The 26345-nt window shown below is 40.5% G+C and carries 35 protein-coding genes; 20 read left to right on the forward strand and 15 right to left on the reverse strand.

Features of this window, described 5'->3' with window-relative positions:
* Positions 1–229 precede the first annotated feature (229 nt).
* On the forward strand, positions 230–511 hold the full coding sequence (locus tag G1O98_RS24095; protein ID WP_175586849.1) for a hypothetical protein: 282 nt from the start codon (positions 230–232) through the stop codon (positions 509–511).
* Positions 512–1076: 565 nt separating this feature from the next.
* Here the strand turns inward: G1O98_RS24095 and G1O98_RS24100 are convergent.
* Positions 1077–1472: a hypothetical protein gene (locus G1O98_RS24100; protein WP_163932868.1), complete on the reverse strand. Its 396-nt coding sequence runs from the start codon at positions 1470–1472 to the stop codon at positions 1077–1079.
* Between the two features lie 241 nt (positions 1473–1713).
* Between G1O98_RS24100 and G1O98_RS24105 the strand changes: the two genes are divergently transcribed.
* The 6 genes from G1O98_RS24105 (at position 1714) to G1O98_RS24120 (ending at position 5635) form a co-directional block, all read left to right on the forward strand.
* Positions 1714–2388 carry a response regulator transcription factor gene (locus tag G1O98_RS24105; protein ID WP_163932870.1) on the forward strand — a complete coding sequence of 225 codons (675 nt, stop codon included), beginning with the start codon at positions 1714–1716 and terminating at the stop codon, positions 2386–2388.
* The gene (locus G1O98_RS41190; protein WP_345940586.1) at positions 2388–2894 is read left to right on the forward strand and encodes a hypothetical protein; all 507 of its coding nucleotides are present in this window, start codon (positions 2388–2390) and stop codon (positions 2892–2894) included. The genes G1O98_RS24105 and G1O98_RS41190 overlap by 1 nt, the downstream gene beginning before the upstream one ends.
* A gap of 15 nt (positions 2895–2909) precedes the next feature.
* Positions 2910–3734 carry a HAMP domain-containing sensor histidine kinase gene (locus G1O98_RS41195; protein WP_345940587.1) on the forward strand — a complete coding sequence of 275 codons (825 nt, stop codon included), beginning with the start codon at positions 2910–2912 and terminating at the stop codon, positions 3732–3734.
* A 151-nt stretch (positions 3735–3885) separates the two neighbouring features.
* Positions 3886–4227, forward strand: a complete 342-nt coding sequence (locus tag G1O98_RS24115) for a hypothetical protein (protein ID WP_163932872.1) — start codon at positions 3886–3888, stop codon at positions 4225–4227.
* Positions 4217–4339 carry a hypothetical protein gene (locus G1O98_RS40815; protein WP_275941796.1) on the forward strand — a complete coding sequence of 41 codons (123 nt, stop codon included), beginning with the start codon at positions 4217–4219 and terminating at the stop codon, positions 4337–4339. Before G1O98_RS24115 ends, G1O98_RS40815 begins: the two co-directional genes overlap by 11 nt.
* Before the next feature lie 162 nt (positions 4340–4501).
* Positions 4502–5635: an HlyD family efflux transporter periplasmic adaptor subunit gene (locus tag G1O98_RS24120; protein WP_163932875.1), complete on the forward strand. Its 1134-nt coding sequence runs from the start codon at positions 4502–4504 to the stop codon at positions 5633–5635.
* Positions 5636–5670: 35 nt separating this feature from the next.
* Here the strand turns inward: G1O98_RS24120 and G1O98_RS24125 are convergent, their stop codons facing one another.
* The gene (locus tag G1O98_RS24125) at positions 5671–5931 is read right to left on the reverse strand and encodes a hypothetical protein (RefSeq protein WP_163932877.1); all 261 of its coding nucleotides are present in this window, start codon (positions 5929–5931) and stop codon (positions 5671–5673) included.
* Positions 5932–6087: 156 nt separating this feature from the next.
* Between G1O98_RS24125 and G1O98_RS24130 the strand changes: the two genes are divergently transcribed.
* Positions 6088–6273 carry a hypothetical protein gene (locus tag G1O98_RS24130; protein ID WP_163932879.1) on the forward strand — a complete coding sequence of 62 codons (186 nt, stop codon included), beginning with the start codon at positions 6088–6090 and terminating at the stop codon, positions 6271–6273.
* A 39-nt stretch (positions 6274–6312) separates the two neighbouring features.
* Here G1O98_RS24130 and G1O98_RS41200 read toward each other — a convergent pair whose 3' ends face one another.
* Positions 6313–6549 (reverse strand): hypothetical protein, encoded by a 237-nt coding sequence (locus G1O98_RS41200; protein ID WP_345940589.1) that lies wholly within the window; start codon positions 6547–6549, stop codon positions 6313–6315.
* A 136-nt stretch (positions 6550–6685) separates the two neighbouring features.
* On the opposite strand from G1O98_RS41200, the gene G1O98_RS24135 reads away from it, so the two are divergent.
* Positions 6686–6910 carry a hypothetical protein gene (locus G1O98_RS24135; protein ID WP_163932881.1) on the forward strand — a complete coding sequence of 75 codons (225 nt, stop codon included), beginning with the start codon at positions 6686–6688 and terminating at the stop codon, positions 6908–6910.
* 8 nt (positions 6911–6918) lie between these two features.
* On the opposite strand, the gene G1O98_RS24140 is transcribed toward G1O98_RS24135, so the two are convergent.
* The gene (locus G1O98_RS24140; protein ID WP_163932884.1) at positions 6919–9078 is read right to left on the reverse strand and encodes a peptidase domain-containing ABC transporter; all 2160 of its coding nucleotides are present in this window, start codon (positions 9076–9078) and stop codon (positions 6919–6921) included.
* Positions 9079–9292: 214 nt separating this feature from the next.
* On the opposite strand from G1O98_RS24140, the gene G1O98_RS40820 reads away from it, so the two are divergent.
* From G1O98_RS40820 to G1O98_RS24150, 4 genes are all read left to right on the forward strand, one after another.
* A complete protein-coding gene (locus tag G1O98_RS40820; RefSeq protein WP_265578519.1) occupies positions 9293–9418 on the forward strand; it encodes a hypothetical protein in 126 nt (41 codons plus the stop codon).
* 102 nt (positions 9419–9520) lie between these two features.
* Positions 9521–9646, forward strand: a complete 126-nt coding sequence (locus G1O98_RS40825) for a hypothetical protein (protein ID WP_275941797.1) — start codon at positions 9521–9523, stop codon at positions 9644–9646.
* Positions 9647–9744: 98 nt separating this feature from the next.
* Positions 9745–9864, forward strand: coding sequence for a bacteriocin (locus G1O98_RS24145; RefSeq protein WP_163932887.1), 120 nt, complete (start codon positions 9745–9747; stop codon positions 9862–9864).
* Between the two features lie 150 nt (positions 9865–10014).
* Positions 10015–11349, forward strand: a complete 1335-nt coding sequence (locus G1O98_RS24150) for an HlyD family efflux transporter periplasmic adaptor subunit (protein ID WP_163932889.1) — start codon at positions 10015–10017, stop codon at positions 11347–11349.
* A gap of 226 nt (positions 11350–11575) precedes the next feature.
* On the opposite strand, the gene G1O98_RS40830 is transcribed toward G1O98_RS24150, so the two are convergent.
* From G1O98_RS40830 to G1O98_RS24185, 7 genes are all read right to left on the reverse strand, one after another.
* On the reverse strand, positions 11576–11899 hold the full coding sequence (locus G1O98_RS40830; RefSeq protein WP_163932892.1) for a transporter associated domain-containing protein: 324 nt from the start codon (positions 11897–11899) through the stop codon (positions 11576–11578).
* Positions 11880–12230 carry a hypothetical protein gene (locus G1O98_RS24160; RefSeq protein ID WP_207794507.1) on the reverse strand — a complete coding sequence of 117 codons (351 nt, stop codon included), beginning with the start codon at positions 12228–12230 and terminating at the stop codon, positions 11880–11882. The genes G1O98_RS40830 and G1O98_RS24160 overlap by 20 nt, the downstream gene beginning before the upstream one ends.
* Before the next feature lie 251 nt (positions 12231–12481).
* Positions 12482–14125 carry an AMP-binding protein gene (locus tag G1O98_RS24165; RefSeq protein WP_202985818.1) on the reverse strand — a complete coding sequence of 548 codons (1644 nt, stop codon included), beginning with the start codon at positions 14123–14125 and terminating at the stop codon, positions 12482–12484.
* 10 nt (positions 14126–14135) lie between these two features.
* On the reverse strand, positions 14136–14660 hold the full coding sequence (locus G1O98_RS24170) for an acyl-CoA thioesterase (protein ID WP_202985819.1): 525 nt from the start codon (positions 14658–14660) through the stop codon (positions 14136–14138).
* 164 nt (positions 14661–14824) lie between these two features.
* A complete protein-coding gene (locus G1O98_RS24175; RefSeq protein WP_163932897.1) occupies positions 14825–15208 on the reverse strand; it encodes a holo-ACP synthase in 384 nt (127 codons plus the stop codon).
* A complete protein-coding gene (locus G1O98_RS24180) occupies positions 15184–16080 on the reverse strand; it encodes an acyl-ACP desaturase (RefSeq protein WP_163932901.1) in 897 nt (298 codons plus the stop codon). Before G1O98_RS24180 ends, G1O98_RS24175 begins: the two co-directional genes overlap by 25 nt.
* A gap of 298 nt (positions 16081–16378) precedes the next feature.
* On the reverse strand, positions 16379–16654 hold the full coding sequence (locus G1O98_RS24185) for a hypothetical protein (protein WP_163932904.1): 276 nt from the start codon (positions 16652–16654) through the stop codon (positions 16379–16381).
* A 441-nt stretch (positions 16655–17095) separates the two neighbouring features.
* Between G1O98_RS24185 and G1O98_RS24190 the strand changes: the two genes are divergently transcribed.
* Both G1O98_RS24190 and G1O98_RS24195 read left to right on the forward strand, forming a co-directional pair.
* Positions 17096–17416, forward strand: a complete 321-nt coding sequence (locus tag G1O98_RS24190) for a hypothetical protein (RefSeq protein ID WP_163932907.1) — start codon at positions 17096–17098, stop codon at positions 17414–17416.
* Positions 17417–17458: 42 nt separating this feature from the next.
* Entirely contained in the window at positions 17459–18448 is a 990-nt protein-coding gene (locus G1O98_RS24195; protein ID WP_163932910.1) for a helix-turn-helix domain-containing protein, read from the forward strand.
* A 122-nt stretch (positions 18449–18570) separates the two neighbouring features.
* Here G1O98_RS24195 and G1O98_RS40150 read toward each other — a convergent pair whose 3' ends face one another.
* Positions 18571–19209 (reverse strand): hypothetical protein, encoded by a 639-nt coding sequence (locus G1O98_RS40150; RefSeq protein ID WP_345940588.1) that lies wholly within the window; start codon positions 19207–19209, stop codon positions 18571–18573.
* 17 nt (positions 19210–19226) lie between these two features.
* On the opposite strand from G1O98_RS40150, the gene G1O98_RS24205 reads away from it, so the two are divergent.
* The 5 genes from G1O98_RS24205 to G1O98_RS24225 all read left to right on the forward strand — a co-directional run bounded on the left by G1O98_RS24205 (position 19227) and on the right by G1O98_RS24225 (position 20850).
* The gene (locus G1O98_RS24205) at positions 19227–19445 is read left to right on the forward strand and encodes a pentapeptide repeat-containing protein (RefSeq protein WP_163932937.1); all 219 of its coding nucleotides are present in this window, start codon (positions 19227–19229) and stop codon (positions 19443–19445) included.
* Positions 19446–19447: 2 nt separating this feature from the next.
* Positions 19448–19609, forward strand: a complete 162-nt coding sequence (locus G1O98_RS24210; RefSeq protein WP_175586850.1) for a hypothetical protein — start codon at positions 19448–19450, stop codon at positions 19607–19609.
* 211 nt (positions 19610–19820) lie between these two features.
* Complete coding sequence (locus tag G1O98_RS24215; RefSeq protein WP_163932913.1) at positions 19821–20291, forward strand: DUF3592 domain-containing protein; 471 nt, start codon at positions 19821–19823, stop codon at positions 20289–20291.
* Between the two features lie 136 nt (positions 20292–20427).
* Positions 20428–20616, forward strand: coding sequence for a hypothetical protein (locus G1O98_RS24220; protein ID WP_163932916.1), 189 nt, complete (start codon positions 20428–20430; stop codon positions 20614–20616).
* Positions 20617–20694: 78 nt separating this feature from the next.
* A complete protein-coding gene (locus tag G1O98_RS24225) occupies positions 20695–20850 on the forward strand; it encodes a hypothetical protein (RefSeq protein WP_163932919.1) in 156 nt (51 codons plus the stop codon).
* Between the two features lie 214 nt (positions 20851–21064).
* Here G1O98_RS24225 and G1O98_RS24230 read toward each other — a convergent pair whose 3' ends face one another.
* The 3 genes from G1O98_RS24230 to G1O98_RS24240 all read right to left on the reverse strand — a co-directional run.
* Positions 21065–23077 (reverse strand): ATP-binding cassette domain-containing protein, encoded by a 2013-nt coding sequence (locus tag G1O98_RS24230; RefSeq protein WP_163932922.1) that lies wholly within the window; start codon positions 23075–23077, stop codon positions 21065–21067.
* Between the two features lie 385 nt (positions 23078–23462).
* Positions 23463–24836 carry an MFS transporter gene (locus tag G1O98_RS24235; protein ID WP_163932925.1) on the reverse strand — a complete coding sequence of 458 codons (1374 nt, stop codon included), beginning with the start codon at positions 24834–24836 and terminating at the stop codon, positions 23463–23465.
* 35 nt (positions 24837–24871) lie between these two features.
* Positions 24872–26345: condensation domain-containing protein (locus tag G1O98_RS24240; RefSeq protein WP_243458521.1), on the reverse strand; the 1474-nt coding region annotated here is incomplete at its 5' end.

Below are 26345 nucleotides of genomic sequence, written 5' to 3' on the forward strand. Positions count from 1 at the left end.
ACTTCTCATTTTCGCCTTTGTATACAGAGAAGAAAAAATGGTCGTTTTGAGCAACTATTACCTGAATGGGTGATTGGCGGGGTACAGCGATCAAGTTGTATCAATGCCAAATCAAACTGGCTCCCGTCCCTAAAAAGCAATCCACGCCCATATAACTTTATGGCAAAATGTCTCTGATTCGCTGATAACTTCTTGTATTCTGGGATATCCGTTCTTTCTGGAAAGCCGAATGATTCCTATAGATATGAAACGACTCATCAAAAAAAACCCTAACCCAGTTCGCAAGAAAACAGAAGTAACCCCACCACCGACTGAACCCATTGAGATGCCTGAGAGCCAAAATATTCTTGAAACAGTAATTGAACCCAATCCACCTGTATACATTGAAGACTACGTTTCCGAATCCGAATACATTTCTAAACACTATCGCCCCCTCCGCTCTGTGGGTAACTCCGGGTGGCAACCGTCTGATGTGTGGCGCGAGTTGAGAGTTGATAATTTCTGTGAGTAAATTAAGCTCTGACTGAATAAAAATTAATATATCTATCATGCTAAATTACCTTCAAAAAAGCCATGAAACGCTTACTTGGCAACAGAAATAAACATTATTTCCTAGTTTTTTATGGGGTTTAGCACTGATTCGGGCTTTTGAGCTTTATTGTCGAGCCTAGTTTTGATATCTAACTAATAATTTGGCATAACAGATACTGAAGAACCAAAATTATTAAACCTTAATGCTTCTAGAAATTTTTCTAGAGGCATTAAGTTAAGCTTTCGTTAAGTTATAGAGTTAAATATAGTGCTTGAATCAAAGTCAATATCCAGAGTAGTTAGTCAATTTCACCTTTGGGTAAAGAGTAAATAAATATTAGATGCAATTGTATGAAGATAAGGTTTACTAAATTTAATTGGCAATACTTGCTGATTATACGCCTCTTGCAAGGCTCACTTCGATTGCGATTTGCTTAACAATATTTACAAAAAAGACAAGCTCGTTTCAAATATTTTAAAGTTCATATAGATGATTTATTAGTAAAGTTTTGGATTGCAAGTAAATACCCAGGGCTGGAAGTCCCTTAGTTTTCAATGCGATAACGTATTAACTGCTTAATTGCTGTTATCGGTAATCCTAAAGCTTGAGCGCTTGCGGCATCAACTTGAGCAAATTCAGTCACGGGGAATTCAAATTCCATCTGCTTTAACACTGAATCAGCAGTGTAAACTTTGACTTCAGTCAACTTTTCTTGACGTTGAATTACCGCTTCAATAGACATAACAGCGAGTGAAACAGAAAACTGAATGTGATGTTTTGAGTCGGCGTGGATTTGGGCGGTTGTGTCATAGGTGTAGCTTAAGACTTGATGTGTCAGCAAACCCGTACTTAACCAAAAAAACAGTCCAATTAAGGGTATTGGCAGCCAAAACTCTAGCCCTAATTTAATTAGAAGTTGCAGCCAACGAGGTCGAGCCATAACCCTGTTTTCTCACTTTCGGTAAACAATAATTGAAGTAAAATTCTCAACCCTTGATTAAATAAAACTTTAAGCTTTTCTTTACTCACAGAAACTAAAATTTTTAGCCAAAACTCAGAAATTAAAGCTTCAGAGGGCTGTCAGAGATTGGCTTATCCCAGTTTGAGATAACAGGGATAATACAGAAAAAGGTTGATTATGAATTTATCATAGGAAAATAAAAAGTATAGCGACATAATGAATGAGAATCTTGCTTGTAGAGGATGATATTACTCAATTACAACCACTACAGGGTGCGCTCTCGAAAGTCGGACATATTGTAGATGGTGCTGAAGATGGTGAAACAGCCCAGTGGTTAATGCAACAGAGAGACTACGACCTGTTAATTTTAGATTGGATGTTGCCCAAGCTCAGTGGTGTGAGTCTGTGTCAAAAGTATCGCCAAGCAGGTAAAACGGCTCCAGTAATGATTCTCACTGCTAAGGATGCAATTTTGGATAAAGTGTCTGCTTTGGATGTTGGTGCAGATGACTACCTAGTTAAACCCTTTAGTTTGCTAGAACTATTGGCACGAGTACGAGCATTGGGACGCAGAGCGCCACTCTGGCAAGGTGACACGCTAGAGTTAGCCGACTTACAACTTCATCTCAACACTCTAACGTTAGAACGCCAGGAAGCTACAGTCCAATTATCGGGTCGAGAGTTTCAATTGCTGGAATACTTTCTGCGACATCCTAAGCAAGTACTCACTCACGCCCAAATCGAACAAGCACTTTGGGAGTGGAATATACAACCAGATAGTAAAGCAATAACGATGTTAGTGCATCGACTGCGGCAGCGCTTACAGATGGTAAAAGCAGAAGATTGGCTTCAGACCGTGTACGGTATAGGATATCGATTAGTTGCCCCTGAATAATGCGATCGCTCATTCCTCCCATGTTCAGCCGCAGTCGGCGTAACCTAGCTCGCTGGTTTACGCTTTCAATGGGAAGTATTCTGGTGATCTTTGCAATCATACTTTACTTTTTAGAAGTCAAAGAGCAATTGCGGGCATTTGACCAAGAACTTTACAACACAACGCAGCTGATGGCGGCGGGTGTTGAAGATGGACGTTACCAACAACAGCAACGCATTAGTCTTGAAGATGTCCCCATCTTAGGTGGTGAAGCTTTGCCCTTTGACAATAGGATTATTTATGCCCGTTGGTACACTCCCAAAAAGCAACTACTAGAGTTTTTTGGTGTCACTCCATCAGAGCAGTTAAATAATCAACTAGGGTTTCAAACAATTAGGTTAGGTGATGCTGCACAACAGTCGCCTCAAGAAGGCGATCGCGTTTCCACCAGTGTTCGTCACAATGAAATGCTACGTCAATTAACAGTTCCGGTTTTTCAGGATAAACAATTAATCGGCTATCTGTAAATAGCAGCTTCTTTAGTGCCTGTTGAAGAAACTTTATGGTCATTGAGACTGTTTTTAATAGTAGGTGTACCCATTGCTTTAAGCGTAATTGGTTTGACGGGTTGGTTTCTTGGTGGAATGGCTATGCAGCCAATTCGCCAATCCTACGAGCAATTACAGCGCTTCACAGCTGATGCCTCCCACGAGCTAAGGACACCCCTTCAGGCAATTCGGCATAATGCTCAGTTTGGTTTGCTCGAACCAATTGACCCTAATGAACAGCAAAGTTCCCTAGATAATATCGACCAGATTGCTGAATCAATGGGAATGTTGATTAGTGATTTATTATTCTTAGCTCGAAATGAAGGACAGTTAAAACCAGAGGCACTTAACCTCGTCAATTTGGTTAGCTGGCTCGAAATATTAGTAGAGGAATACACCCACTCAGCAAAGGCAAAAAACTTAGAATTAACCAGCGAATTTCCTGAACAATTGGTAATGTTGAGAATCAATCCAGATTTAATTCGGCAAGCAGTAAAAAATCTTCTCAGTAATGCCTGCCGCTACACGCCGTCTGGAGGTAGAGTTCGCTTACGAGTTTTCCTTGTGTCTGGTTGGGTGGTAATTGAAGTCCGGGATAGCGGTATTGGGATTCCAGAGGCAGATTTACCCTATATCTTTGAGCGGTTTTATCGAGTAGATAGTGTACGCTCGCGCCATACAGGAGGTTTCGGGTTAGGATTAGCGATCGCACAACAGATTGTCCAGGTACATGGGGGACAAATTCTAGCAATCAGCCGTTTGGGTGAAGGCTCTACATTTCAAATCAAACTACCATTCACGCCTAAATCCTCACCATAATGAACAATTCAATACCGGGTTGGCTAGCAAATATTTTCATTCGTAGTAAAAGAAGACCCTGTCCGGGGATCAAGCTGTTACCTTCTTGTTACTTTTATCTGACAATCTGAAAATAAGCGTCAATTACACGTCAGATTGGAGGATTTAACCAATGAATTTCAATCCTACACCCACTATCGTCCTAACCGGTTTGTTTGCGTTGCTCATGCCTTTTGAGGTGGGAGCGCAGAAAGCACCAAACCAAATTGAGAATTTGCCAAACGCTCGTGTTACCAGTATTTCCGGCGAAGTTACTAAGCTTTTAGATGACGAGTTCATTCTCAACGATGGTAAGGGACAAATCATCATTGAGGCAGAACCTCAGTTAGGACAACCCATTAACCTCTCTGTCGGAGAAAAAGTCACCGTCGTTGGCAACTATGACGACAATGAATTCAAAGCCCTGAGTATTACTCGTGCCAACGGTGAAACTCTTCAAATTCATGACGATTAAATTTTCTACACTCCAGCAGTGTCCCCAATCACCGAAACGGTCGTTCGTTTCTGCTCTTGAGCGTGACCTCCAGATAGCACTGCGATCGCGCTCAAGAGCAGAAATTTCTTAAATAGTTCAAGGAAGGTTCCCAGTACTGGATGACATCTGCGTGATGCCAAATAGAGTACAATGGCGCAAGCGCCTGACGTAGGCGATCGCGCGGGGAGAGAAATTCCTTAGTAAATAATCACTTTAATTCGTCTTGGGTTAGTATCACAGCAAAGGTAAGCGAATGAAATGCGATATGTTTTTTTTAGCAGCCCTTTTAGCAATCACAGGCTTGCGAGCTATCGCGTTATCCTTTTTTTCTAATTCTGCGGAATCTACTGCTACCATAACTAACACTATCAAACCTATAGAAGTAAAAGCGCCCCTGACCAAGAAAGCATTCAGTCTGGGTAGAATCCCCCTGAATGGTACGTTGGAAGCGGTAGAAACCGTTACTACTACCAGCCGAATTATGGGACAGATTAAAACTTTGCCAGTGCAAGAAGGCGACAGAGTTAAAGCAGGTCAAACCATTGCCATTATTGATATCAAAGATATCCAGGCACAACGCAATCAAACATCGGCTGTGATTTCCCAAGCTCAGGCAGGTGTAACAGTTGCGACTGTTGCCCAAACTCAAGCCCTAGCAAACAAAACTCAAGCTCTAGCACAACTCAATCAAGCAGAGGTTCGTCAACAAGAAGCCGAAGCCAAATTGCAGGAAGCACAAGCACAACTAGCTGACGCTCAGTTCAATCAACAACGCATGGCTATGCTGCGAAAAGATGGTGCAGTTAGTCAATTACAACTAGATACAGCCAATACACAGGTTGCATTAATTGAAGCTCGCATTCAACGGGCAAAAACTGGGATTGAACAAGCCTTGCAGGAAATTGAGCAAGCCAAAACTGCCGTCAAACAGGCAAGCTTCCAAGTCCAGCAAACACGAGCAGGAGTAAAGCAGGCGCGTTCCCAAGTTCAGCAAGCACGAGCAGAAGTAAAGCCAACGATTGCTAACCTAAACCGCAGCATTGTTAAAGCACCATTTGCTGGAGTCGTCACTAAGAAACATACAGAAGTGGGTGCAATAGCGGGTTTTGGACAACCTTTAGTGACATTGGAAAGTAGCGATCGCTTGCAGTTTAGCGTTATAGTACCAGAGTCAATGAAGTCCTTGGTGAAACAAGGAGATGAAGTGGAAGTGCAGCTAGATGCTCTCAAGCGTTCTGTGCGCGGACAAGTAAATCAAATTATTCCTTCTGCAAACCCCAACAGTCGTAATTTTACTGTCAAAATAGCCCTTAAAGAAGCCACAAATTTAATGCCGGGAATGTTCGGGCGGATAAAACTGCCCTCTGAAATCACTCAGTCATTATGATTCCCCAGAGTGCTTTAGTTAAACTAGGTCAGTTATCAGGCTGTTGCCGATGGCTCCTCACCAATTCCCAGTTCCTTCTTACTGTGCTTTAACTGTTTCCAAAGTTCCTTAATTTGCTGATAAGCATCTTCTGGCTCAAGCTTACCATTGCTTTCTAAACTGGTGATCGTGTCAACTTTTTGAGCAAATTCTTGCAAGTTAGCATTAAACACTAAGTTTTCTGGTTTAACTTGTCCGTAGTAGCGGCCACGAGGGGAAAGGAATTTATTTTTGTCTTCTTCATGAGACTGATTCATGACTTCACCTCTCAACTAATAAGTTTTCACCAATAATGTCAACCCAGTTTCAACTATCTCCTTAGCCAAATGGCTGCTTGGAAATATAGTTAGCGATTGCTAGAATCATGAACCTTTTTTTAGTATGACTCATAGTCCAAAATCGTCAAATGTAAAGTGAAGAATTTCAGCTATTTAGCTTTTTGGCTGACAGATGGCCTTGCCATGAAGCTAAAAACAAAAACAGCTCAAGAGTCTAATCTTATCCACACTGCTGAAGCGTTAGAAAATCAACTATCCCAATTACAACAAGAATTGGGAGATAATTCAGACACACAATTACAATCATTGATGAGCTTGTGAAATGCTTACGACGGTAACTGAGCTTTTTAGAAGTGGGGCTTACAGCTGCGCTAAAAGTTGCTCGACAATTTGGGCAATTTGTTCGAGTTCTTGCAACATCTGACTGATATTGCTTAAGTCTTGTGCAAACGAGGTTTCTGCACCAATCGATTTGCGAACCCGATTTGCCTCAACTGGGCGGTCATCTTCTGCTCTGGCAATCTTGTAGTTTTCTGTTCCACCGATGCATAGAAGGCATCCATATCCACATAAATTATCTTTCTCACTTGGAAGCAGAGTGAAGCATTAAAAAGTTAGGCTAACTGGTGCTTAGTAAAATACTATATTAATAGTCTTGTAGTATATTACCACTACTTACTTCAAATACCATATCTGCATTACTTACCACCTGGCTATGTGACCAGTCGCTACAGTGATAAGCTATAACGGCTGGTCATCACAACTCATCTTTGAACCAACTCAACCCAGAGAGCAACGTCGCAGCCGTATAATAAATCTTCTGTTCCCCGAATATGCCACCCGTGCAGATGATGATACAGAATTCACAGATTTCTGGCGGCGCATCACGGGTAAGACTGAGCGTGTGATTTCGATTACACCGAAGCAGTTAAATTCAAACTGTTTTCTAATCTGCTGAGATAATGATTAAGGCTTTAAAAAATCTAAATGCTTGCCTGGTTGCGATCGCAACTCTTCTGGAGTACCTTGCATTTTCAATTTGCCTTCATCCAGTAGGACAATCCAATCAGCTCGGTTAATCACTCTTGGACGATGACTAATTAAGATTGTAGTTTTGGCTTGGCGATCAAATAACAGATTGTCTAGAACTACACTCTCGGTGTGAGGATCGAGGTTAGCAGTTGATTCATCCAAAATCAGAATTGGTGGATCGGTAGCTATAGCTCTTGCTATAGCTAATCGTTGCCTTTGTCCTCCAGAAATATTTGCACCAAATTCTCCCAAAACAGTTTGATATTTGTCTGGAAGTTGACTAATGAATTCATCTGCTTTTGCTAGTTGACAAGCTTTGACAATTTCTTCAAAAGTGATATGAGGAGCACCTAAGCGAAAGTTGGCAATAATTGAACGACTCCAAAAGTGAGGTTCTTGAGGAATCAAAGCAATTTGCTGGCGCAGACAATCTAGTGAGATATCTTTTAGATTATAACTTCCAATACGGATATTACCTGAATCTAAATGGTATAGTCCGGCAATTAATTTAGATAATGTACTTTTACCACAGCCAGATTCGCCAATTAAAGCGACTACTTTACCACCAGGAATTATTAAAGAAAAATCTTCCAATAAATCTATTTGACTAGGATAGTTAAAATTTAATTGAGAACAAACTATTTCAGCATTTGCTGGAATTTTAACATAGGCTTTTTTAAAATCTTCTATTTGGATTTCTGGAGAGGCATCAACAATCTCATTTAACCTTTCTGCGGCTGCTTTTATCCAGACTATTTGATTCATAATTACTACTAAATCAGTAATTAAACGAATTATGTTTTGAGTCAAGCTATATGAAGCTACTAGTTGACCAATACTCAGTTCCTTTGTAAATACTAATTGACTTCCCAACCACAGTACGCCTACACTACCGAGAATTGAAACAACATCAGAGAATGTTTGATTAGTAATTGCTAATTGGACAGTACGAAAAGTTAAGTTAGCTACACTGCTAGAACGCACCTGGAGTTCTTCCCAAAGTTGGGGTGCAGCTACAGTAGCTTTGAGAGTAAGCGCGCCTTTAAAAGTTTCAACTAAAATTCCTTGATTTTCACTTTCTTGAGCTAATACCCGTTTAGTTTTTTGCCGCATAATAGGGAAAAGCACAATTGTTGATGCTGTCATGAAAACAATAATCACAGCAATAGCGAGCATTAGTTCCCAACTATAAAATAGCAGTAAGGCTAAAGAAGCTATGGCAATAAAAAATTCGCTAGGTAGACTGACTAATAGCTGAAAAATAACATTTCTAATTCGTTGAATATCATGGAGTCGGCTGATAATTTCGCCACTGCGATGAGTTTCGTAATAAGTTAGTGGTAAACGCAATATTTGGCGTACAAATTCTAAAACTATACTTAATTCTAACCGTTGAGCAAAATGTGCAATTAAATTAGACTGTACAAGTTTGAGACTGGTACTGATGAGACTCATTACAGCAACACCAATTACCACAGCATTAAGCAGCCCACTATCTCGCCGAACTAGCACATCATCAGTCAGAATTTGAATTAAAAAAGGAGATGTCAGAGCAATTAAACCAAGTACGAAGTTAAGCAACAACGCTTCAGCAAGAATTATTCGGTAAGGTAATAAACGCCCTAAAAAGTGTCTTAAACCGTGAACTTCATCGTCTGATTGTTCTGCAAAGCGTACTGGGTCTGCCTCTAATAACAGCATGATGTAATTTTGCCAGCCTTTGGTTAGCTCCTCGCAAGATAAATAACGCACACCAATAGCAGGGTCGGCAATGACATACTTGTTACCTCGCTTGCCATACAACACCACCCAGTGATATCCCAACCAGTGAATGATCGCAGGTAAAGAGACTGCATCTATTTGGTCGAGAATTTCTGGTGCAGCCTTTACACCTTGGGCATTGAAACCCAGTCCCTCAGCCCCTCGTCTCAGCCCCAGTAACGTAGTTCCTTGCTGCCCAGTACCAACTAATTCTCTAATGTGACTAATTGCCACTGTTCGACCGTAGAACTTAGCAACAGTAGCCAAGGATGCGGCTCCACAGTCGGACTCAGCAACTTGTAAGACACAGGGATATTTTACAAATCTGACCATTTTGGCGAAAAAGCTGCCACAAAACATTGGCTACATGATAACCGTACTTTTATGAAGTTTGTATGAATTTGATACACACTTCCCTCATCTCGACTTTTGTGCAATATAACTGTAATTATATGAAGAGGACGTGTAGTATCTAATACAGGAGTTTTATCTCAGGATAGATGCTGCTATTCCTGATTCAAAACGAAACAATACAAGGAATTTTCCTATGAAAATCACAAAGCAAGTTAAAACACCAACCAAAACACAGCCTGTTGCCAATCTGTTAGTTGTGAATCTGACTGAAAAGGATATGAATACTATCACTGGTGGAGGTCAACTAAATGCAATTTAGGCGTTAACAAACCTTTAAATTGAATAATGATGAAAGTGGAAAATAGGAAATATTTTCCTTGTAATCATAAACATTGAAATTTACAACCTCAAAAAATTAACGATGAAAACGAATAAGCAAATCAGCAAATCAGCTCAAGCACAGCCTGTTGCTAATTTATCAGTTGTAATCTTAAATGAAAAAGAGATGTCTTCTGTAAACGGCACAGGTAAAATAGGCTCGCTTTAGAAGTTAAAATCTCTAATTTACTCTGCTATCAAGATACTTCAATACTGGCTTTTGAGATTAAGCAACAAAAACATCTACATACAAAGGAAAATTGCACTATGAAAAAGCAAGAAAAGAAAGAAAGTAAAACACAGTGTTTAGCACACTTGCTAGTAGAAAATTTAAATGAAAAAGAGATGTCTCTTGTGAGCGGTGGCGGTAAAATAGGTACGCTTTAGAAATTAAAAAACTCTTTGACTAGGTAGTAAATATTTAGCAACCTAGTTAAATGAAAAAATTAAATGTAATACTAGTTAAACCTGGAAAAATTTTAAACTTATTTTTCCAGGTTTTTATCTATTTGTAAATTGCTACTTGATACTTTAATTATGCTTAATGACCCCAGCCCAGATTTAATTCGCCCAATTCACAGTGACCAATTTTTACCATCAATTAGTCTTTGGACGACGTTAGGGGGTTTATTTCTAGTTGGGACAGTAGGTGCTACTATAACTATTCTCGCTGTTACTGAATACAATGTTACTGTTAAAGCACCAGCTACAATCCGTCCTTCAGGAGATATACGGCTAGTGCAAACAGCTGAGGAAGGAACTGTAACAAAGATTTTAGTGCAAGAAAATCAGTTAGTAAAGCAGGGAGATCCGATTGCGACTATCGACAACTCTCAAATCGAAACCAAAAAAAACCAAATTGCAGACAATATCCAGCAAAATAAGCAGCAATTTCAGCAAATTGCTTACCAAATCAAAGCGCTACAAGCTCAAATCACTGCTGAGTCTAATTCGAGGCAACGAGCGATCGCATCTTTACAAGCTGACTTAAGTCGCAACCAACGAGATTATAAAGATAGGCAAATTACAACTCAGACACAAGTCCAAGAAGCACAAGCATCTGTTGAATTAGCGCGGGAAGAACTTCAGCGATATCGGGAACTAGCAAACACAGGGGCGATTGCTACTCTCCAAATTAAAGAGAAAGAACAAGCTTTTAAAGCTGCACTTGCAAGGTGGCAACGCGCCAAAGTGGGACTTAATCCTAGCTCTGCAAATGTGGCGATCGCACAAGAAAAAATTGCTCAAGAACAGGCAATAGGTGAATCTACTCTCGCTAGTTTAAATAAAGAACAAGAAGAATTAATCCGCCGTCAAGTTGAAATCCAAAATCAAATTAACAGCGCTCAAAAAGACTTAAAACAAGTCTTTATAAAATTGGATAAAACTATAATTCGGGCATCCGAGGCTGGTACGATTCTAAAACTTGAACTGCGAAATCCTGGCCAGGTAGTGCGTTTAGGAGATGAGATCGCTCAAATATCTCCCAATAGTGCTGCTTTAGTTGTCAAAGCCCGTGTTGCTACTCAAGATATTGCTCAGGTACGGCTATGCAAAGCTGCAAAAGTCGCAGATTGTCAAGATGGTAAAGTGGAGCTAAGGGTTTCGGCCTATCCATATCCAGATTATGGTACGCTCCCTGGCGCTGTCAGGGTCATAACTGCCGATACAATCGTGTCTCAAAATAGTCGTCATAGTTCAGTTGCATCCTATTATGAAGTGACAATTGAAGTTGAAAAACTCTATTTAGAGAAAGGCAATTACTCCTACCAGATCCAAGCCGGAATGGAGGTTAGAGCAGATATTATTTGTCACAAAGAAACGATACTCACTTTTCTCCTGAGAAAAGCAAGGCTACTAACAGATTTGTAAATTAGTTCTTTTGGAAGCAGATCGGGTTGCTCTCATTCTTTTTGGTCTGTCAGAATTACAACTAATAATTTTATAATTTACCAATTTCATAACTTAGAGCTTATTATGAAATAACCTTCCTTCTTTTTAGTTATAAATGCTTTTTTAGTAAGCTTTTTAAATAGCAAATTTTAAAAATTGTTTCTTGACAGGCTCTTAGTGTTTAAATACCTTTATCTATTGTGCCTCACTGATCTTTTTCAGTGTACATTGGCACAACCAACACTTTATCTACTCTGTTTCTATCCATACTAACTACTTCAAAGCGTAGTCTCGCCCACTTAAAATGTTCAGCGACCAAGGAAATATACCCTAGTTGGTTAACGACAAATCCCCCTAAAGTTTGATAGTTTACCCCTGCCTCTGGTAACAAATTTCTGATGTCTAAAATTTCTTTCAACTCATCAATTGACAACAGTCCATCTAACAACCAAGACCCATCTTCACGTTGCACCACATCAGGATCTGCTAGTTCTTCACTGGTTGGTATATCACCTACTATCGCTTCCACAATATAAGTGATTGTCACCAAGCCTTGTGTCACCCCATATATGATCTACGATTAAAGCAAGGTGAGTCCCAGATTTCTTAAATAATTCTAAGAGGTTCAAAGCCTTCATGCTGTCTGGGACATATAAAAGTGGCTTTAGTAAAGCTTGCAATTCAATGGCCTGGGTTGGATTTTGGGCTAAAAATTCTTTGGTTTGCACAATACCTAATAAGTTATCAATGCTCTGTTGACCAACTGGGAAGAATGAATGAATACTTTCAATGACTTGGCTGCGGATTTTTGACAATGGTTCATCAATATCAAGCCAAACCATCTCTGTACGTGGTGTCATAAATGCACTGACTTGTCTGTTACTATTCACCTCAAGTTGCCTACTTTATGCAAAAAAGGAATAATCTTGAAGTTTTGGCATTACAATCTTTGTGCCCGTACATGCCACTACCGAATCTAGCGTAGCGTTCCTCAGTTGCGTCAATTCTCCTAGCCCTAGTTTTCCGTTGACGAGCGCTTGACTTTTAAGACAGTCGCTACATGTGCCGCAACCATTTTTTAACTTAGTATAACGATGGTATTAGTAAAGAATTAACACCCATTTATAGCGTTTTTAGCAAGCATAATTTTCCCTGTGATGTAGGCTTGAGCGATCGCTATTCGCCGTAACTTGCCACTGCTAGTTTTTTCTAGTTGTCCTGGGCGAATGAAGAGTATATTGTCCACAAGGATTTTAATACCCAGCTGGTTGAGAACAATCTCGCTGACTTGGCGTTGATGGTCAATTACTTGTTGAAGAATACTGGCCTGTTTGGTTTCTATCAAGACAATAATGCGGTCATCAGCCTGAATTATCGCAACTTTGCTCGGTTGTACAAACGGTAGCGACTCTATGGCATGTTCAAAATCGCTTGCAAAATAACTTTGACCATTAATTTTGAAGCGATCGTTCAGCCGACCTATGACGAACAACTCACCCTCGCTAATTACACCCAAATCACCAGTAGGGAAAAAACCATCACAATTGTAAAAAGGGTGTTCGCTTTCAAAATAATTATCGACCAAAGTCCCGCCTCTGAGTTCAATTTCACCAATTTCACCTTCATGGCATAAAAGACCATCTTCAGTTCTTAAACGGATATCAAATGTACTCAACGCTTGACCTACAGAAATAGCTTTGCAGCCATTTGCCAAAGTCACAATCCGGGGAACATCTTCTAACTTACAGCAGGAAATCATCAGGACTGCCTCCGCCATACCATAACAAGGCTTAATTGCTGTAGGTTGCAATCCATAGGGTGCAAGCACTTCCAAGAACTGATGTAGTTTGTCTATATTAATTGGCTCGCTGCCATTAAAAACCATTCGTAGCTGGGTCAAGTTTAAGTTGGCAATTTCTTCTGGATCGGTAATTGCCAAGCGACGGAGACAGTAGCTAATGGCAAAATCTGGAATAACTGCGATCGCAATCTTTTTTTCTGACAGTTCGCTCAACCACTCCACGGGATTCATCAAAAAATGCATTGGGGTACTCAGGTGCAAGTTATGCCTCACGTATAGGGTTGTGAGCAAACCACCTACTAATCCCATATCGTGATAAAGTGGCAGCCAACTTGCAGTTGCATCACTGGGTCTATTTTGAACATGGTTAGCGATCGCCTGCATTTGTGTCACAATTTTCCCATGAGTGACTGGAATTCCTTTGGGGAAAGAAGTCGAGCCAGAAGAAAACTGCACAAAAGCAATATCAGTATCTGTAATTGTTGCAAAATTTGCTGATTCTTGGGGCTGAATATCTGTGTCTGGTAACTGTAAACGCTGGAGGCTCAATTCTAAACTTCTAATACTAGGTGCTTCCAACACAAATTCAGCTTGATATTGGGTTGTAACCTTGGTCAAAAATTCCAGGTAGCTCTCTTTAACAACACCCATGCTGTAGGGTTTGACTGACAGTGGAATTGCTCCCAGTCCAACTAAAGCAAAGAATGCAATAATCACACCTTCGGTTGTTTCAAAAGGAAACAGAATCCTTGAGCCAGCTGTCACACCCGCAGTCCGAAAGTACTCCATATAGGCTGCAATCTTCTGGTACATCTCACAATAGGCGAGAAACTTAGACTCAGCAGCGCGATCCTGCCTTAAGAACAAGCCCAAGTGTGAGTCAGTATTCTTGAGGGCCTGAATCATTGCGATCGCGGTCATCGACAGCTTAGTTCTAGGTTGTAAGTCTTGCATTGTTTTGACCTCAACTATTTTGTTGCTTATTTTCATCAAGAAAATCCTGGAGAGTTCTAAGCGATCGTTCAATTGAATCAATGAATGCTACTTTCACAAGAGCATCGGCAGCAACCTTTACAGTTCCGTTTTGGAAAATCTCAATAAATTGGTGAAAAATTACTTGATAATAGTAATTTTCCTCCGCGTCTTTGAGCTTCGTAATAATCTTGACCTCTCCAGGTAATATTTCACGGCTATAGTTGACTTCAATACGAGCAACTACAGGAATAATCCGCTGTCCGTGAAATAAGTTGTGATGCTCAAGCCATGACCATCGTCCTGCTTCTAGGTATTCGAGAACAGTGGCATTATTGACGTGACCCAAACTGTCAAGGTCATTTGGGCGTACCTGAAGTTTTAGGTTAACAGCTTCAAAGTTCATAAGTGGGTTGGCGTGAATATTTATTATCAAGGCAAGGCAGAAGGCAGAGGAGGCACGGCGTTGTGGAGGTTTCCCTCGTTGTAGCAAGTGGCGTGGCAGAAGGCGAGTCACTTTCCGTCTTGGCGCTTTGCGTCGTTAGCGCAGCGTTAGCGAGTCTTCGAGCGTCTGGCAAAGTAACGAACCCGAAGGGAAAGAGGGTTTTAGTTAACTTTACTTTTTATTACACACTTCTGTTTATTTGCACCTTTCTACTGCCAAGTCCCAAGTCGCTGCAATCATGACTGGGGAGAGATAGCCACAACAGTAGACACATAATCCCCACTGTGAGATATGGAAAGGTGAACAGTCCAACCTTGAACCTGAAAATGCTCTGCCAGTGAGCCGTAAAATTCAAAGTAAGGTGCGTAACGGGAATTATGTCGCACTTCTACATCTGTCCAGTAGAAATTAGGGGTCATTGCTAAAGCCTTAAACAAGGCTTCTTTAGCTGAAAAAGTACCTGCCATACTTTGGAGAGGGTTTTTACTTTGGCTGAAGTAAAGGCACTCAGTGTTTGTAAAGAAAATGCCTGGAAGTTTCAAAGCTTCAACTTTTGTTAGTTCTGCAATCAGTTGAATATCGTGCCCCAGTCCAATTAACATCCCACCAGATCCAGCCATGTCTGCTCAACTTCAGCAGCAGAGTTTACCTGAATTCCTGTAATTTGTCTGAGAGCAGAAAATATCAGATTTTGTTTGCGCTCAATATTGTCTGGCAGAACCATCTCATACTTGATCGAATCCCACCAGTTGACGTGAGAATCCCGCTGCTCAAGATGTTGGCGGTTACTACCATAAAGTTCGCCCCCTTCTCGCACAAACAAGTGTGCAACAGCAAATGCGCCTTTGGGTGAGTACTCTTCACTATCAACTAAAGCTTTGGCAAAACTTATGAAGTATGTCAGATGCTGCGATTCATCAGCAGCAATTTGCTTAAATAGCTTTTTCAATCCAGGGTCTTGAGCAATACTTGCACACCAAGAGTAGTTAACCGTGGCTGTAATCTCTGAAATCGCTAATAATACTAGTGTTCTGAGCATGTCATCGTCGGGAAAAATCTTCCGAAACTCAATGACAGTCTCGTCACTGACAGGTTCTAGACTGAGTAGAGTCGATAAGCGATTAAGTGTGGTTTCGTGAAAGCTTTCTTCCTCATTCCAGTAACGGCTCCAAGTACTACAAGCTTGCATAATGCTTGCTAAAACTGGATTACCATCTTGCCAACGACGACACTCAGCATCAGCTAATCTAGCCAAGCGATCGGCTCCTGGCTTAGTAGTCAATTCTGCACGTCCAGCATTCCAGAGATTAGCTTTGTCAAATTTACTCACAGCCTCCAGGTTAATCGCACCAATCATTTCCACTGCACTCCATCGGCGCTTTTCATGGAAATGGTGTTGTTCCCATATTAAATCAACTAAAGAGCTTCGTTGCTCGGCAACAATTGCATATAAGCTGCTGACAATATCAGATCGAGAAATTGTATTTACCATAGTGAAGATATTTGAATTTAATTTTTAAGTTTTAGAGGTTATTTGAAAAGCCTTGGTGACTAACTGGAAGTCGCAGCTACATAAACAAAACCCATCTACCATTCTCTTCAAGACGCTGACGCGTAGCTTGCTTCTCCTTTAGCGTTAGCGTCTCCGTTAGGAGAAGGAGTACGGTAACGCCAAGGGCGAACGTGGGTTAAAAAGCTGGTTGTAAAACTAAAAATGAAAATTTTTGCCAATACCCTTTATTCTCTAGACTTTATTCTGCAAAAGTTTTGAGATTTAAAATTTATTATTTTTAGGTCAAAGTATTAACTTTATCAGCTTCATTTAGAAATGCTTCTAATACATCTGAAATAGGGGTATCAAGAGAGAAAGCTGGCAAACGTATTTGGACTCCATACTGCTTTTTCAGCATATTCGCAGTTTTGGCGAAAATCTCCATCAGATCGATGCTGTTATGTAGGTGATCGGAACGGGCAATAATCGCCGATAGCGTCAAGTCATTTTCAAAAATTTCTGCAATAGATAAACCAACATTTTGGGCAAAAATCTCACAGATATAGTCTTTCAAGATTTGAAACTCCTTTGTTGCGGTATTACAGTAAGTTAGATGCTGTTAGTTACAAGTTTTACTTAACATTAACAGAGAAATTGACGTTTATATGCTACTGATTACATACAGTAAGCTCAAATTAGCACAATTAATAAAGTTTTAGCTGCGTATTTATACTAAAGATGAGTTGCTATGTGTCCTGATGAAGTTTTTTAGCGGTAAACAAGGAGAACATACGTTAAAAACGCAAGTAGTAGTCGTCAAAAAGTGGTCAGGTTATCTGTTTAGAACATGGTCACAAAGAAGGGTATGGGGGTTAGAGCGTAGGGTGTAGAGAAGACAGCATTGAAACGGGGCTTGAAACTCAGACCGATGCAGTCGTTTTGAAAAGCGGGGTTTGTATCTCACCAGCTGTTGGGACTATTTCTTTCACTACGTAAGGATTCAGGTGGCAGAGTATTGACTCAAACAGTTATAACGATTGGGTCAATAGTTACAGCAGAAACTTCTCCCCAACTTGCCGCCACAATTAAAGCACCAGCCGCCAACTCATATCTTGCACCTGATAAAAACAATCAGTATTGCGTTGCAGCACTTCTAGAACTTACTCTTGGTACGCACTCAAGGTTTTTTCTCCAAAAGATATTAGTATCATTTTTACAACCATTACTACGGTTATTACTGCCTTACTTCAGTGCTGATGAGCAATTAAAAAATTTAAATTATACAATTAACATCCGGAAAACAAAGTTGAAGTTAGGAAAAATAGTGAAAATATGATTGTAACTTTCTTTGATTGAGTTCATCTAAAAGGCTTTCACAATGGTTACTACTCCTGTATATTATTTGCAAATTCTGGACAATCCGAATATTGAAATTTCTCAAGATGAGTTGCGATCGCTTTTAGGAGAAATAGAAGTAAAACTGCATCGTAGCGGAGTTTATCGACGTGCTTTAGCGATTGTACAGAAGTTAATAGGTGAACAAACAGATCAGGCTCAAGATTTATTAAAAGCCGTAGGTAGAGAAGCAATCGGGTTAGCATTTCAACAATTTGCCCAACAATCTCAAAAAGTTGAAACAGTTACAGATAACAAGCCAGCCACAGAAACAGTCAATTCTTCACCAGAGATACAGCAGGAGCATTGCACTCTCCGAGAGGAAACCTCTAAAAATACAGCAGAAAATTCGCTGTGGAAAAAACCACTACAATTGCTGAATCATCAGAGAATTTCTCAAGCAGAACTTGCTGAACAAGCTGAACTTGCAGCTCAACAACGCATGGTGTGCCTACGTCAAATCGGGCAACAACTCCAAAAGACCCGTCAATCCAAAGGGCTTTCTTTGGATCACATCCAGCTTTCCACTCATATTCGAACAGAGCTGATAGAGGCATTAGAAAACGGCAACTGGAAAGAATTATCAGATGACATTTTTGTACGTGGATTTATACGACGTTATGGAGATGCTTTAGGACTTAATGGTGTTGCTTTAGCTGCCTCTTTGCCATTCCTAGCAGCTATACCAGTAACTCAGCCTTTTTCGGATCAATCTAAAAAAGGAATGGGATTGGAAATTCGTCCGACGCATTTATATGTAGGTTATACAGTTCTTCTTGCTGGTGCAATGGGAGGATTAACTTTGATGTCCCAGCAACAAGCAAATACCAATATATCAAATGAGCAAGATAACTCTTCTTCTGTTTTACAATCGTTAAAACAACAATCCCCTACTGTTAAACCAGGGATTAAATCTACTAACACTGGTGTGGCTGTCGGATCTGATATTTCCCCACCAGAAGGATTATATTAACGAACTGCACGTGCCTGATAACGGCTCTCGTGTGGGCTATGCCGCCAATTTTAACTGTTAAACGGTATCTTCTGAATGTCTACAATGCCGTACAAAGCACTGATATAGGCCTTTTCAGCCGCCTATACGGTCATGGTATTTCCCCACTGTTGCGAAGGACGTTGCTCTACAGCGTGTTCCAAATCCTGAATGCGCTGCCTAAGCTGTTGATTCTCAGTTTCCAACTGCCGTAGTGATTCCATTTCATCCAGTAGTTGCTGTAACTGGATGTTTTGCTCTTTCTGTTGCTTGTACAGGTTTTGCAAGGATTGGATTTGCTCTTGTACCTGGGCTTCAGCTTTAGCACCTGCTTCTGCTTGCAAACCAATTCTCAATTCCTGAGAAAGTCGCTCTAGTTCCTGTTTATGCTGTTTTTTGAGTGCTGCGATCGCTTCGGTGTATTTTGAGTAAGTCCGTTCACTTGATTCGGACACAATTGCGGTATTTAAATCAGCCAAATCACTATTGTTTACCAGCAGCCTCTCACCATCGCTGAAGGTGACAATCTGCTGATAGTTATTTGGTGCGTCTGCCTCAATCACTCCCGATTCACCATAGCGGGGGTGCAATTGTGATGAAACAGTGACAGAATTACACAATTGCGTTTTAGGGTTTTCGCTTTTTGTGGTGCGTTTAGTTGTTGGTGCGACAAGTTGTACTGCTTTAGCAAAATCGGCAGCAGTAGGGAAGGGTTTTTCTTGGGACGCGATCGTGACGGGCAAACTTTAGCGGCGCAGATATCCGAGGAGCAGATTTTACAGGTGCTAATCTCACAAGAACAAACTTCAGTCATGCAAAAACAGGATTGATGTGGCGTGGATTAATTGCTTTATTCAGTACTGCGTTGCTGTTCGCAACATTAGCAGGATTATTTTTACCCTACTTCACTATTGACACCATATCTTTGCTTACTACCAAGAAAGATATGATCAGAGTGTTGGTCTTAGTTAACAGATAGCGGTGACAGAAGCGCTCAAGCAAATCGATAGTAATCCCACTTTGAAAGCGCTGGTAATTGGGGGGTTGAAAGCCGGTGGAACAGAGGCATTAAAGAAACTAGTAGATCATCCTCTTGTCAATATACTTTTGGCAACTTTAAAAGGATGGCAGGATGTTGAATAGTTCCGTTGCTACAGATGAAGTAGAGGATTTAGCTGGTGATGGCAAATGAGGAGCATTTGGCAATACTAAAGAAAGGTGTAAAAACTTGGAATAAATGGAGAGAAAAATATAATAAGTTGTAAGAATGGATCAACAGGAAGCTCCATACCTCTAAACTGTATGATACTGAAGTAGAGTGTAATTAGTTAATTATTGTGCTATTGTCAAGTCCATGCATTTCAAACCTCACCAAAGTACTTTTGACGATAAATTAAGTGCAATTATAGGACTGGTAATTGGATTGGTGTTCATTGCTAGTGGTTTTTGGGTAAGCAATAAAATCGCACACGAGCGTGCAACACTGATAGAAACACAGGGGATGGTAGTGGACAGCATCAGTCGTCGTGAGCGCGATAGTAAGGATAAGCTCATAGAAACCTATGCACCAGTTATTGAGTTTGTAGCTAAAAATGAGCGGATTCGTTTTACAGGTAATTATGAATCCTACCGCTCCAGTAATGGCAACAAAGTGGTTGTCCGTTATCACCCCAAACAACCAGAAACTACTGCGCTTGTAGTGAATCCGCTTGAAGGCTTGGTTTCTGTGGGAATGTTTGGGATGGGTGGCTTAGTTATAGTCTCTAGTCTTGGTAAGGTGTTGCCTATACAATGGTCTTCAGGTGGGCAAGCTGACCATAGTTGATGTTGCACAACACGGTAATCACAATCTAGCTAACTGACAGCTTTCAGATTGCATATTAGATACCAACCCTGTCAAGACAAACTAGATAGGTGGTAATGTTCATAACAACAACGCTTAAATCTGCCTAAACAGACCAATGCCCGACTCAGAAGACCCAAAGCAAGTCTCCAAGAACGACTTACGCAATTCACAGTTTGGCGGCGGGTTGATTAACGCTCGCACAGTGAATGCTGGGCAAATTGGCAGCGACATCTACAACATTCACCTTGGGAAGCAGATGGCGGTATCAGGTAATTCAGTCCAATCACAGAATCAACGCCAGTGATCGCTCTCCGAAAGAGACTCACTCGAAAAAGCCTACACACTGCAAAGGCATAGAGTTGACAGGATAAGAAATGCATAGGTGATAGAGACAGACCTATCCCACAAGTTTCAATACGAACAGCAATTTCAGGCAGAGGAGCTTACGTTGAGGGAACTTGGCGAAAAGTTGGATGCAATTGAACAACAGTTGCAAGTGGCTGAGAACTCTGGACTAGCGGCAGACACAACTATATAATATATTGAAAGACCGCCAATTGAGGACAAATGCCACAATGCAATCGTGCAACTAGGGTAGTGGAAACGCACCTTATTTACTAATAAAAACTATTGCTCCTGAGTTGATGTTTGCGGTTGGCTGTTCCCGCTTTTGGATATTGGCTGAAACTTTGCTTTCCTGAGTTTAGGTTGTCTCAGCATTCTCACCCTTTGGTTGGGTAGTTTGAATGTTGTCAGACTAAAACCCATTTCAAAACATTGGGATCTTTATCATAGCGATAAATAATGCCATCCTTAGTAGTGATAAATTCTCCTTTGCTTGCCTTGCTTCTAATAGTGCTAAGTGAATAGTATGTTAATTCATTCATTGCCTTATGAGTAAGTTTTTCGCCTGTGCTGATTTCTGACTCATTTTGCGCTTTATCTTCAGGCGAATCATTTATTTTGATTTGAGTATTTGACGGAAATTTAGTTACACTTGCTTTTTGATTTCGATAATCCTGGACAGTTACAAGTTGCCAACTGGAATCTTGTGCAAGTTCTAAAACCCATTGATGGTAATCAAACAGGCTTTCACGGTGCCCAACACTAATAAATGTTGTTTTCGTTGATTGTAACTGTTGATATAAACTTCCTTCATTTTTCAAATCTAAAGCACTTGTTGCTTCATCCAATATAGTAAAGCTCGGATGAGTAACTAACAATCGTGCGAAAGCAAGACGTTGTTGTTCTCCTATCGATAATATATTTTCCCAAGGAACTTCAGTGTCAAAGCCTTCAACTCGACTTAGTAAGTTTTGCAAGTTTACTTGTTGCAAAACGTCTTTGAGTTCTGCGTCGGTCATTTGACGATTCGTATTAGGATAAAGTAACTGTTCGCGCAAAGTCCCTAAAATGATATAAGGCCGTTGGGGTAAGAATAATACTTCTTTTAGGGGAGGTCGTACCAAACGGCCAGTTCCCGCATTCCACAAACCAGCGATCGCTCTCAACAGAGAACTTTTACCTCGTCCACTCGGCCCAACAATCAATAAGCCTTCTCCTGGTTGAACAGAAAGTGACAAATTTTCAACGATCACCTGTTCATAGTTTGGCGTTTGTAAGGTGACATTCTCGAAAGCTAAACGATTTTCTTCTATTGTTTTAATAGTACTGACATTATCTGGTTGTTTGGTAACTGCTTCTAACGCATCTGAAAACTCAGATAAACGCTCAACATAACTGGAAAATCGTCCAGAAGTCCCAAATTCTCTAATTAATGTTGCCATAGCCGAGGCAAACTGATTACAAGCTACACTGGCTTGGACAACTTCTCCGAAATCAGCTTGACCACTCATATATAAAGGTGCTAGTACCAGATATGGGAATATTTGGATAGCAGACTTATATGCTCCGTCAAAAAGTTCTTGATTGTTCTCCCAATTAATCTTGCGTTCGACATTTTTCAGGAGATTAATAAATCTTCGTTGAATTATATTATATTCTTGGTTTTCTCCCTGAAAAAAAGCTATCGATTCAGCGTGATTACGAACATGAGTCAGAGAATAACTGTATTCTGCTTTCAGTTCTAATTCTTCTTGATTAATTTTATTCAATTGTTGACCTAAGTAAATAGCAATCAAGTTACCTACGATTGTATAAACAACCAAAACAATTGCAATAAATTGGGAAATTGACCAAAGAATTACTAAAAAAGTAGTCATTTCCAGCACTTTTTCTAGGAAAATAGCTGAAAAACTCAAAGCATTACTGGTAATGGGTTCGATTTCTTGGGATATTCGTTGATCTGGGTTATCAACATCGGATCTAAAGTTGATTTTATAATAGGCACGATTGCTCAAATATTTTGATAGTGTGTGATTATTTAACCATTTGTACCAATCAAGAGCGATTTTTTTTCTGACAAGTTTAGAAAATCCGTTTAAGAGTGTTATGCAGACAAGAGCAGCACCGAAAACTACTATTGTATTAATAAAGTTAGGATAATCTTTCTCTTCAATGACATCGGTTATATAGCGAGTAACGAAGCTATTAAAGGCAGTTACGCCCACTAGCGCGATTATTAATAAAATCAGGAGAATCAGCATCCCCCATATCCGAATCACGTCTGAAAATACTCTTTCCCCTGACTCTGTTGGATACCAGTAAGGCTGAACGATCGCTCTGACATTCTCCCAAAAATTATTAGAAGCCGGAGAAGAAGGATCGTTGATTAAGGATTGGCCGCGAGAAACTTTGGTTGGCATATTTAAAATAAGCTGAACATCTTTTTTTATTTAAAGAAAAAAATACTAATACTAATTATGTATGAATATGCGCTAAACCGTATTTAAGTACAAGGAAGAAAAACGAACCGCATAGACGCGGAGCGGCTTCCCGTAGGGTAGGGCGCAAAGGACACAAAGAAAGAATTTAAAATAGTTTGGCGCAGGCTTACAAAGAAATGGTATAACCGATAAAAAAACACAGGATTTAATCTAGAGCATAAATGTTAAATTAAGATACAAAATTTTTCCGATTTATGGACTAAGTTAACAATTACCTATTTTCAAAAATCGAAAATTCCGAAAATAAAATAATAATTGCAAATTAGTAGAGTTTTTAATCAACCACCGCTATGCAACGCCAAATTTAGGATATCAAAGAAACTGCGTCATTCTTACTAGAAGCTGTATCAGCAGCCATTGCAACTGCATTACTAACATTAGGCAGTTCATCTTCCACAAACCGTAAGCGAGGGTACAAGTAGGCAATAGAGGTTTCTAAAATGGTCAAGACTCCCATAATCATCAGTAGAAGTCCCATCCCACGACCTGACCCCACACCGATGATTTGTCCGATGCTTCCTGCTAAAGAACCGTTAGTAGCCATTAATGGTTCAAAAACCTTCTCGGCTAAAGGCCCAATGGTGATATAGCCTAAAGGGAAAGCGGCTGCTTCAATCGCTCCTTTGATTGCAAAAACTCTACCTTGCACACTAGGTTCTACTTTATTTTGCATCACAGCTTGCGTAGAACTGGAAACGATCGGTTGTGTTAGGAAAAATAAGAAGATACCAACAGTGAAGACGACAAGAGAGGCTTGCAAACCAGCGACGAAAATAAATACGCCACTCAAAAGCATACACCCGTATATGGCATATATGTTGCGTTCTAGCCCTCCCCAGATGCTGACGAGCAAGCCACCTGCTACTATAGCAATGCCAAATAGTGAAAGAATAGTTCCCAAAAAGCTGACTGAAACGAAATTTAAGACTAGCGGAATAGTGATGACATTAATACCTCCCACAATATAAAAGCTGGAGGCTGAGAATAACACTAATCCCAGCAGTCCTGGTCGAGCGATCAAATATGTCAATCCGTAAGTTGCTTCACTCAGGAATGAACTTTTTGCAGTTGCAACAGCACTTGTGTTAACTTCCGGGAACCGAACCAGCATCAGGGAAACAAAAGCAATAAATACAGCCGTTACGTGAAACAAAATAATCCCTTGCAAATGGACAATGGTTAGTAAAACACCTCCGAGAGTTGGTGCAATGATTAGGGAAATACCAAACATCAGACTCATTAGTCCGTTGGCACGATTAAGGTGCTGTTTTGGCACTAGTAAGACTGTTGATGCTGTATAAGCAGGTGTGTGAAAAGCCATGAAAACAGCAGTGAAGGTATTGGCTAGGTAAATGTGCCAGACTTCTAACCGACCGATGACAAATAAAACGCCGATCGCAATTGTTCCCAAACACGCCAAGACATCAGCGATAATCATTGTCTTTCGGCGATCCCACTTATCTACCAGAGGCCCAGCGATCGGGGAAATTAAGATTAGCGGTAGAGTATTGAACAGAGAAACTAAAGCAAACTGGGTAACTGATCCGGTGCGATCGTAAACCCAGATATCTAAGGCAAAGGCAGTGGTACTCGAACCAATCAAGGCGATCAATTGTCCTACCCAAACAATGAGAAAGAGTCGCATTTCCCGCAAAACAGTCAGTCTTGTTTTTTCCATAATCTGTACGTCGTATAATTACTTGTTATGTGTACCTAAATTGCACGGCATTGAGAATTATGCTGCTGAAATAGTAAGGAAAGGTCAGTCAGACGGCATTCGGGATTAGTAATTAGCAGCTCAAGCAACACTAGAAACTGAGTTACCGCACGGCTAATAGTAGAAGCATCAAATAAATCGATTTTGTAGCACCATTTCCCTTCAATGCTTCCTAATGTTGTTTGTTGAAGATAAATATCCCAATCAAACTCTGCTGTTTTACTTTCAAATGACCAGGGATGAACAGTTAAATTTGTCAGTTTTAAATCTGATGGAGGCAAGAAATTAAACATCACTTGATAGAGCAAAGAATGGCTTGGTTCTCGTTTTGGCTGTAATGCTTCTACTAACTTCACGAAGGGAATTTGTTGTCGATCGCAAGCTGCCAAAAAACATCCACGCACCTGATACAGCAACTCTCTCAGACTTGGATCGCCACCCAGATATGTACGTATTGGCAATGTGTTAATGAAGCATCCAATAAGTTCTTTAGTTTCCACTTGCTGGCGATTGGCAAAGGGAGTGCCGACAATAATATCTGACTGTCCGGTGTAATAAAATAGCACTATTTTGAAGGCTGTTAGCAGAGTCACAAATAGAGTTACATTGTGTTGTTGGCTCAAATGTTTAAGAGCATTTGTTAGGCTTTTAGGGATGATGAAAGTTTGACTTGCACCTTGGAAAGTTCGTACTGGTAAGCGCGGACGAACCGTAGGTAACTGTAGTAAAAGTGTGCTATTACTTAGTTGCTGCTTCCAGTAGTTAAGGTCAGACACGAAAGCAGGACGAGAAACCCACTGCTGTTGCCAATTGGCAAAGTCAGCATATTGGATGGGTAAATCGGGAAGCGGTGAGGGCTGACCATGACAAAATGCTTCGTATAATTTTGTTAGCTCCTGTAAAAACACACCCACAGACCAACCATCACAAACCAGATGATGGATAGTTATTATTAGTAAATGCTCGGCATCAGAGAGCCGCAGCAGCTTGACGCGTAATAAAGGCTCTTGTTCTAGATCAAAAGGCTGGTTTTTTTCCTCAGTTACCAATCTTTGAGCCAGAGCTTTTCGCTCAGTTTTAGATTGAGAAAGTTTTCGCAAATCTATCGCCGAAAATGGCAATATAGGCTGTTGAGCAATTTTCTGAACCACTTGCCGATCTGCGATCGCAAAAGTAGTTCGCAAAGTTTCGTGACGACGGACAATTTCCACGAGGCTTTGCGCTAGAGCAGTGACGTTGAGTAAACCCGTCAAGCGATAAGCCAATGGAATATTATAGACGGGAATGCCGGGATGCAATTGAGCTAATATCCAAAACTCAAGCTGAGTCAAAGAGATTGGCAACTCTTTTGTGTTTCGAGGTACTGGTTTGAGAAATGGGGTCAAGTCATTTTTACAAGAGGGCACAGGGGCACAGGGGGATGAGAAAGAATGATGATTATTTCTCCCCTGCTCCCCTGCTCCCCTGCTC

Origin of the sequence: Nostoc sp. UIC 10630 (assembly GCF_010747425.1) — a bacterium.
Lineage (GTDB): Bacteria > Cyanobacteriota > Cyanobacteriia > Cyanobacteriales > Nostocaceae > Nostoc.

Coding starts and splice junctions, on each gene's coding strand:
- G1O98_RS24095 (WP_175586849.1), top strand. CDS start 230: ATGATTCCTATAGATATGAAACGACTCATCAAAAAAAACCCTAACCCA.
- G1O98_RS24100 (WP_163932868.1), bottom strand. CDS start 1,472: ATGGCTCGACCTCGTTGGCTGCAACTTCTAATTAAATTAGGGCTAGAG.
- G1O98_RS24105 (WP_163932870.1), top strand. CDS start 1,714: ATGAGAATCTTGCTTGTAGAGGATGATATTACTCAATTACAACCACTA.
- G1O98_RS41190 (WP_345940586.1), top strand. CDS start 2,388: ATGCGATCGCTCATTCCTCCCATGTTCAGCCGCAGTCGGCGTAACCTA.
- G1O98_RS24115 (WP_163932872.1), top strand. CDS start 3,886: ATGAATTTCAATCCTACACCCACTATCGTCCTAACCGGTTTGTTTGCG.
- G1O98_RS40815 (WP_275941796.1), top strand. CDS start 4,217: ATGACGATTAAATTTTCTACACTCCAGCAGTGTCCCCAATCACCGAAA.
- G1O98_RS24120 (WP_163932875.1), top strand. CDS start 4,502: ATGAAATGCGATATGTTTTTTTTAGCAGCCCTTTTAGCAATCACAGGC.
- G1O98_RS24125 (WP_163932877.1), bottom strand. CDS start 5,931: ATGAATCAGTCTCATGAAGAAGACAAAAATAAATTCCTTTCCCCTCGT.
- G1O98_RS24140 (WP_163932884.1), bottom strand. CDS start 9,078: ATGGTCAGATTTGTAAAATATCCCTGTGTCTTACAAGTTGCTGAGTCC.
- G1O98_RS40820 (WP_265578519.1), top strand. CDS start 9,293: ATGAAAATCACAAAGCAAGTTAAAACACCAACCAAAACACAGCCTGTT.
- G1O98_RS40825 (WP_275941797.1), top strand. CDS start 9,521: ATGAAAACGAATAAGCAAATCAGCAAATCAGCTCAAGCACAGCCTGTT.
- G1O98_RS24145 (WP_163932887.1), top strand. CDS start 9,745: ATGAAAAAGCAAGAAAAGAAAGAAAGTAAAACACAGTGTTTAGCACAC.
- G1O98_RS24150 (WP_163932889.1), top strand. CDS start 10,015: ATGCTTAATGACCCCAGCCCAGATTTAATTCGCCCAATTCACAGTGAC.
- G1O98_RS24160 (WP_207794507.1), bottom strand. CDS start 12,230: ATGACACCACGTACAGAGATGGTTTGGCTTGATATTGATGAACCATTG.
- G1O98_RS24165 (WP_202985818.1), bottom strand. CDS start 14,125: ATGCAAGACTTACAACCTAGAACTAAGCTGTCGATGACCGCGATCGCA.
- G1O98_RS24175 (WP_163932897.1), bottom strand. CDS start 15,208: ATGGCTGGATCTGGTGGGATGTTAATTGGACTGGGGCACGATATTCAA.
- G1O98_RS24180 (WP_163932901.1), bottom strand. CDS start 16,080: ATGGTAAATACAATTTCTCGATCTGATATTGTCAGCAGCTTATATGCA.
- G1O98_RS24195 (WP_163932910.1), top strand. CDS start 17,459: ATGGTTACTACTCCTGTATATTATTTGCAAATTCTGGACAATCCGAAT.
- G1O98_RS24215 (WP_163932913.1), top strand. CDS start 19,821: ATGCATTTCAAACCTCACCAAAGTACTTTTGACGATAAATTAAGTGCA.
- G1O98_RS24220 (WP_163932916.1), top strand. CDS start 20,428: ATGCCCGACTCAGAAGACCCAAAGCAAGTCTCCAAGAACGACTTACGC.
- G1O98_RS24230 (WP_163932922.1), bottom strand. CDS start 23,077: ATGCCAACCAAAGTTTCTCGCGGCCAATCCTTAATCAACGATCCTTCT.
- G1O98_RS24235 (WP_163932925.1), bottom strand. CDS start 24,836: ATGGAAAAAACAAGACTGACTGTTTTGCGGGAAATGCGACTCTTTCTC.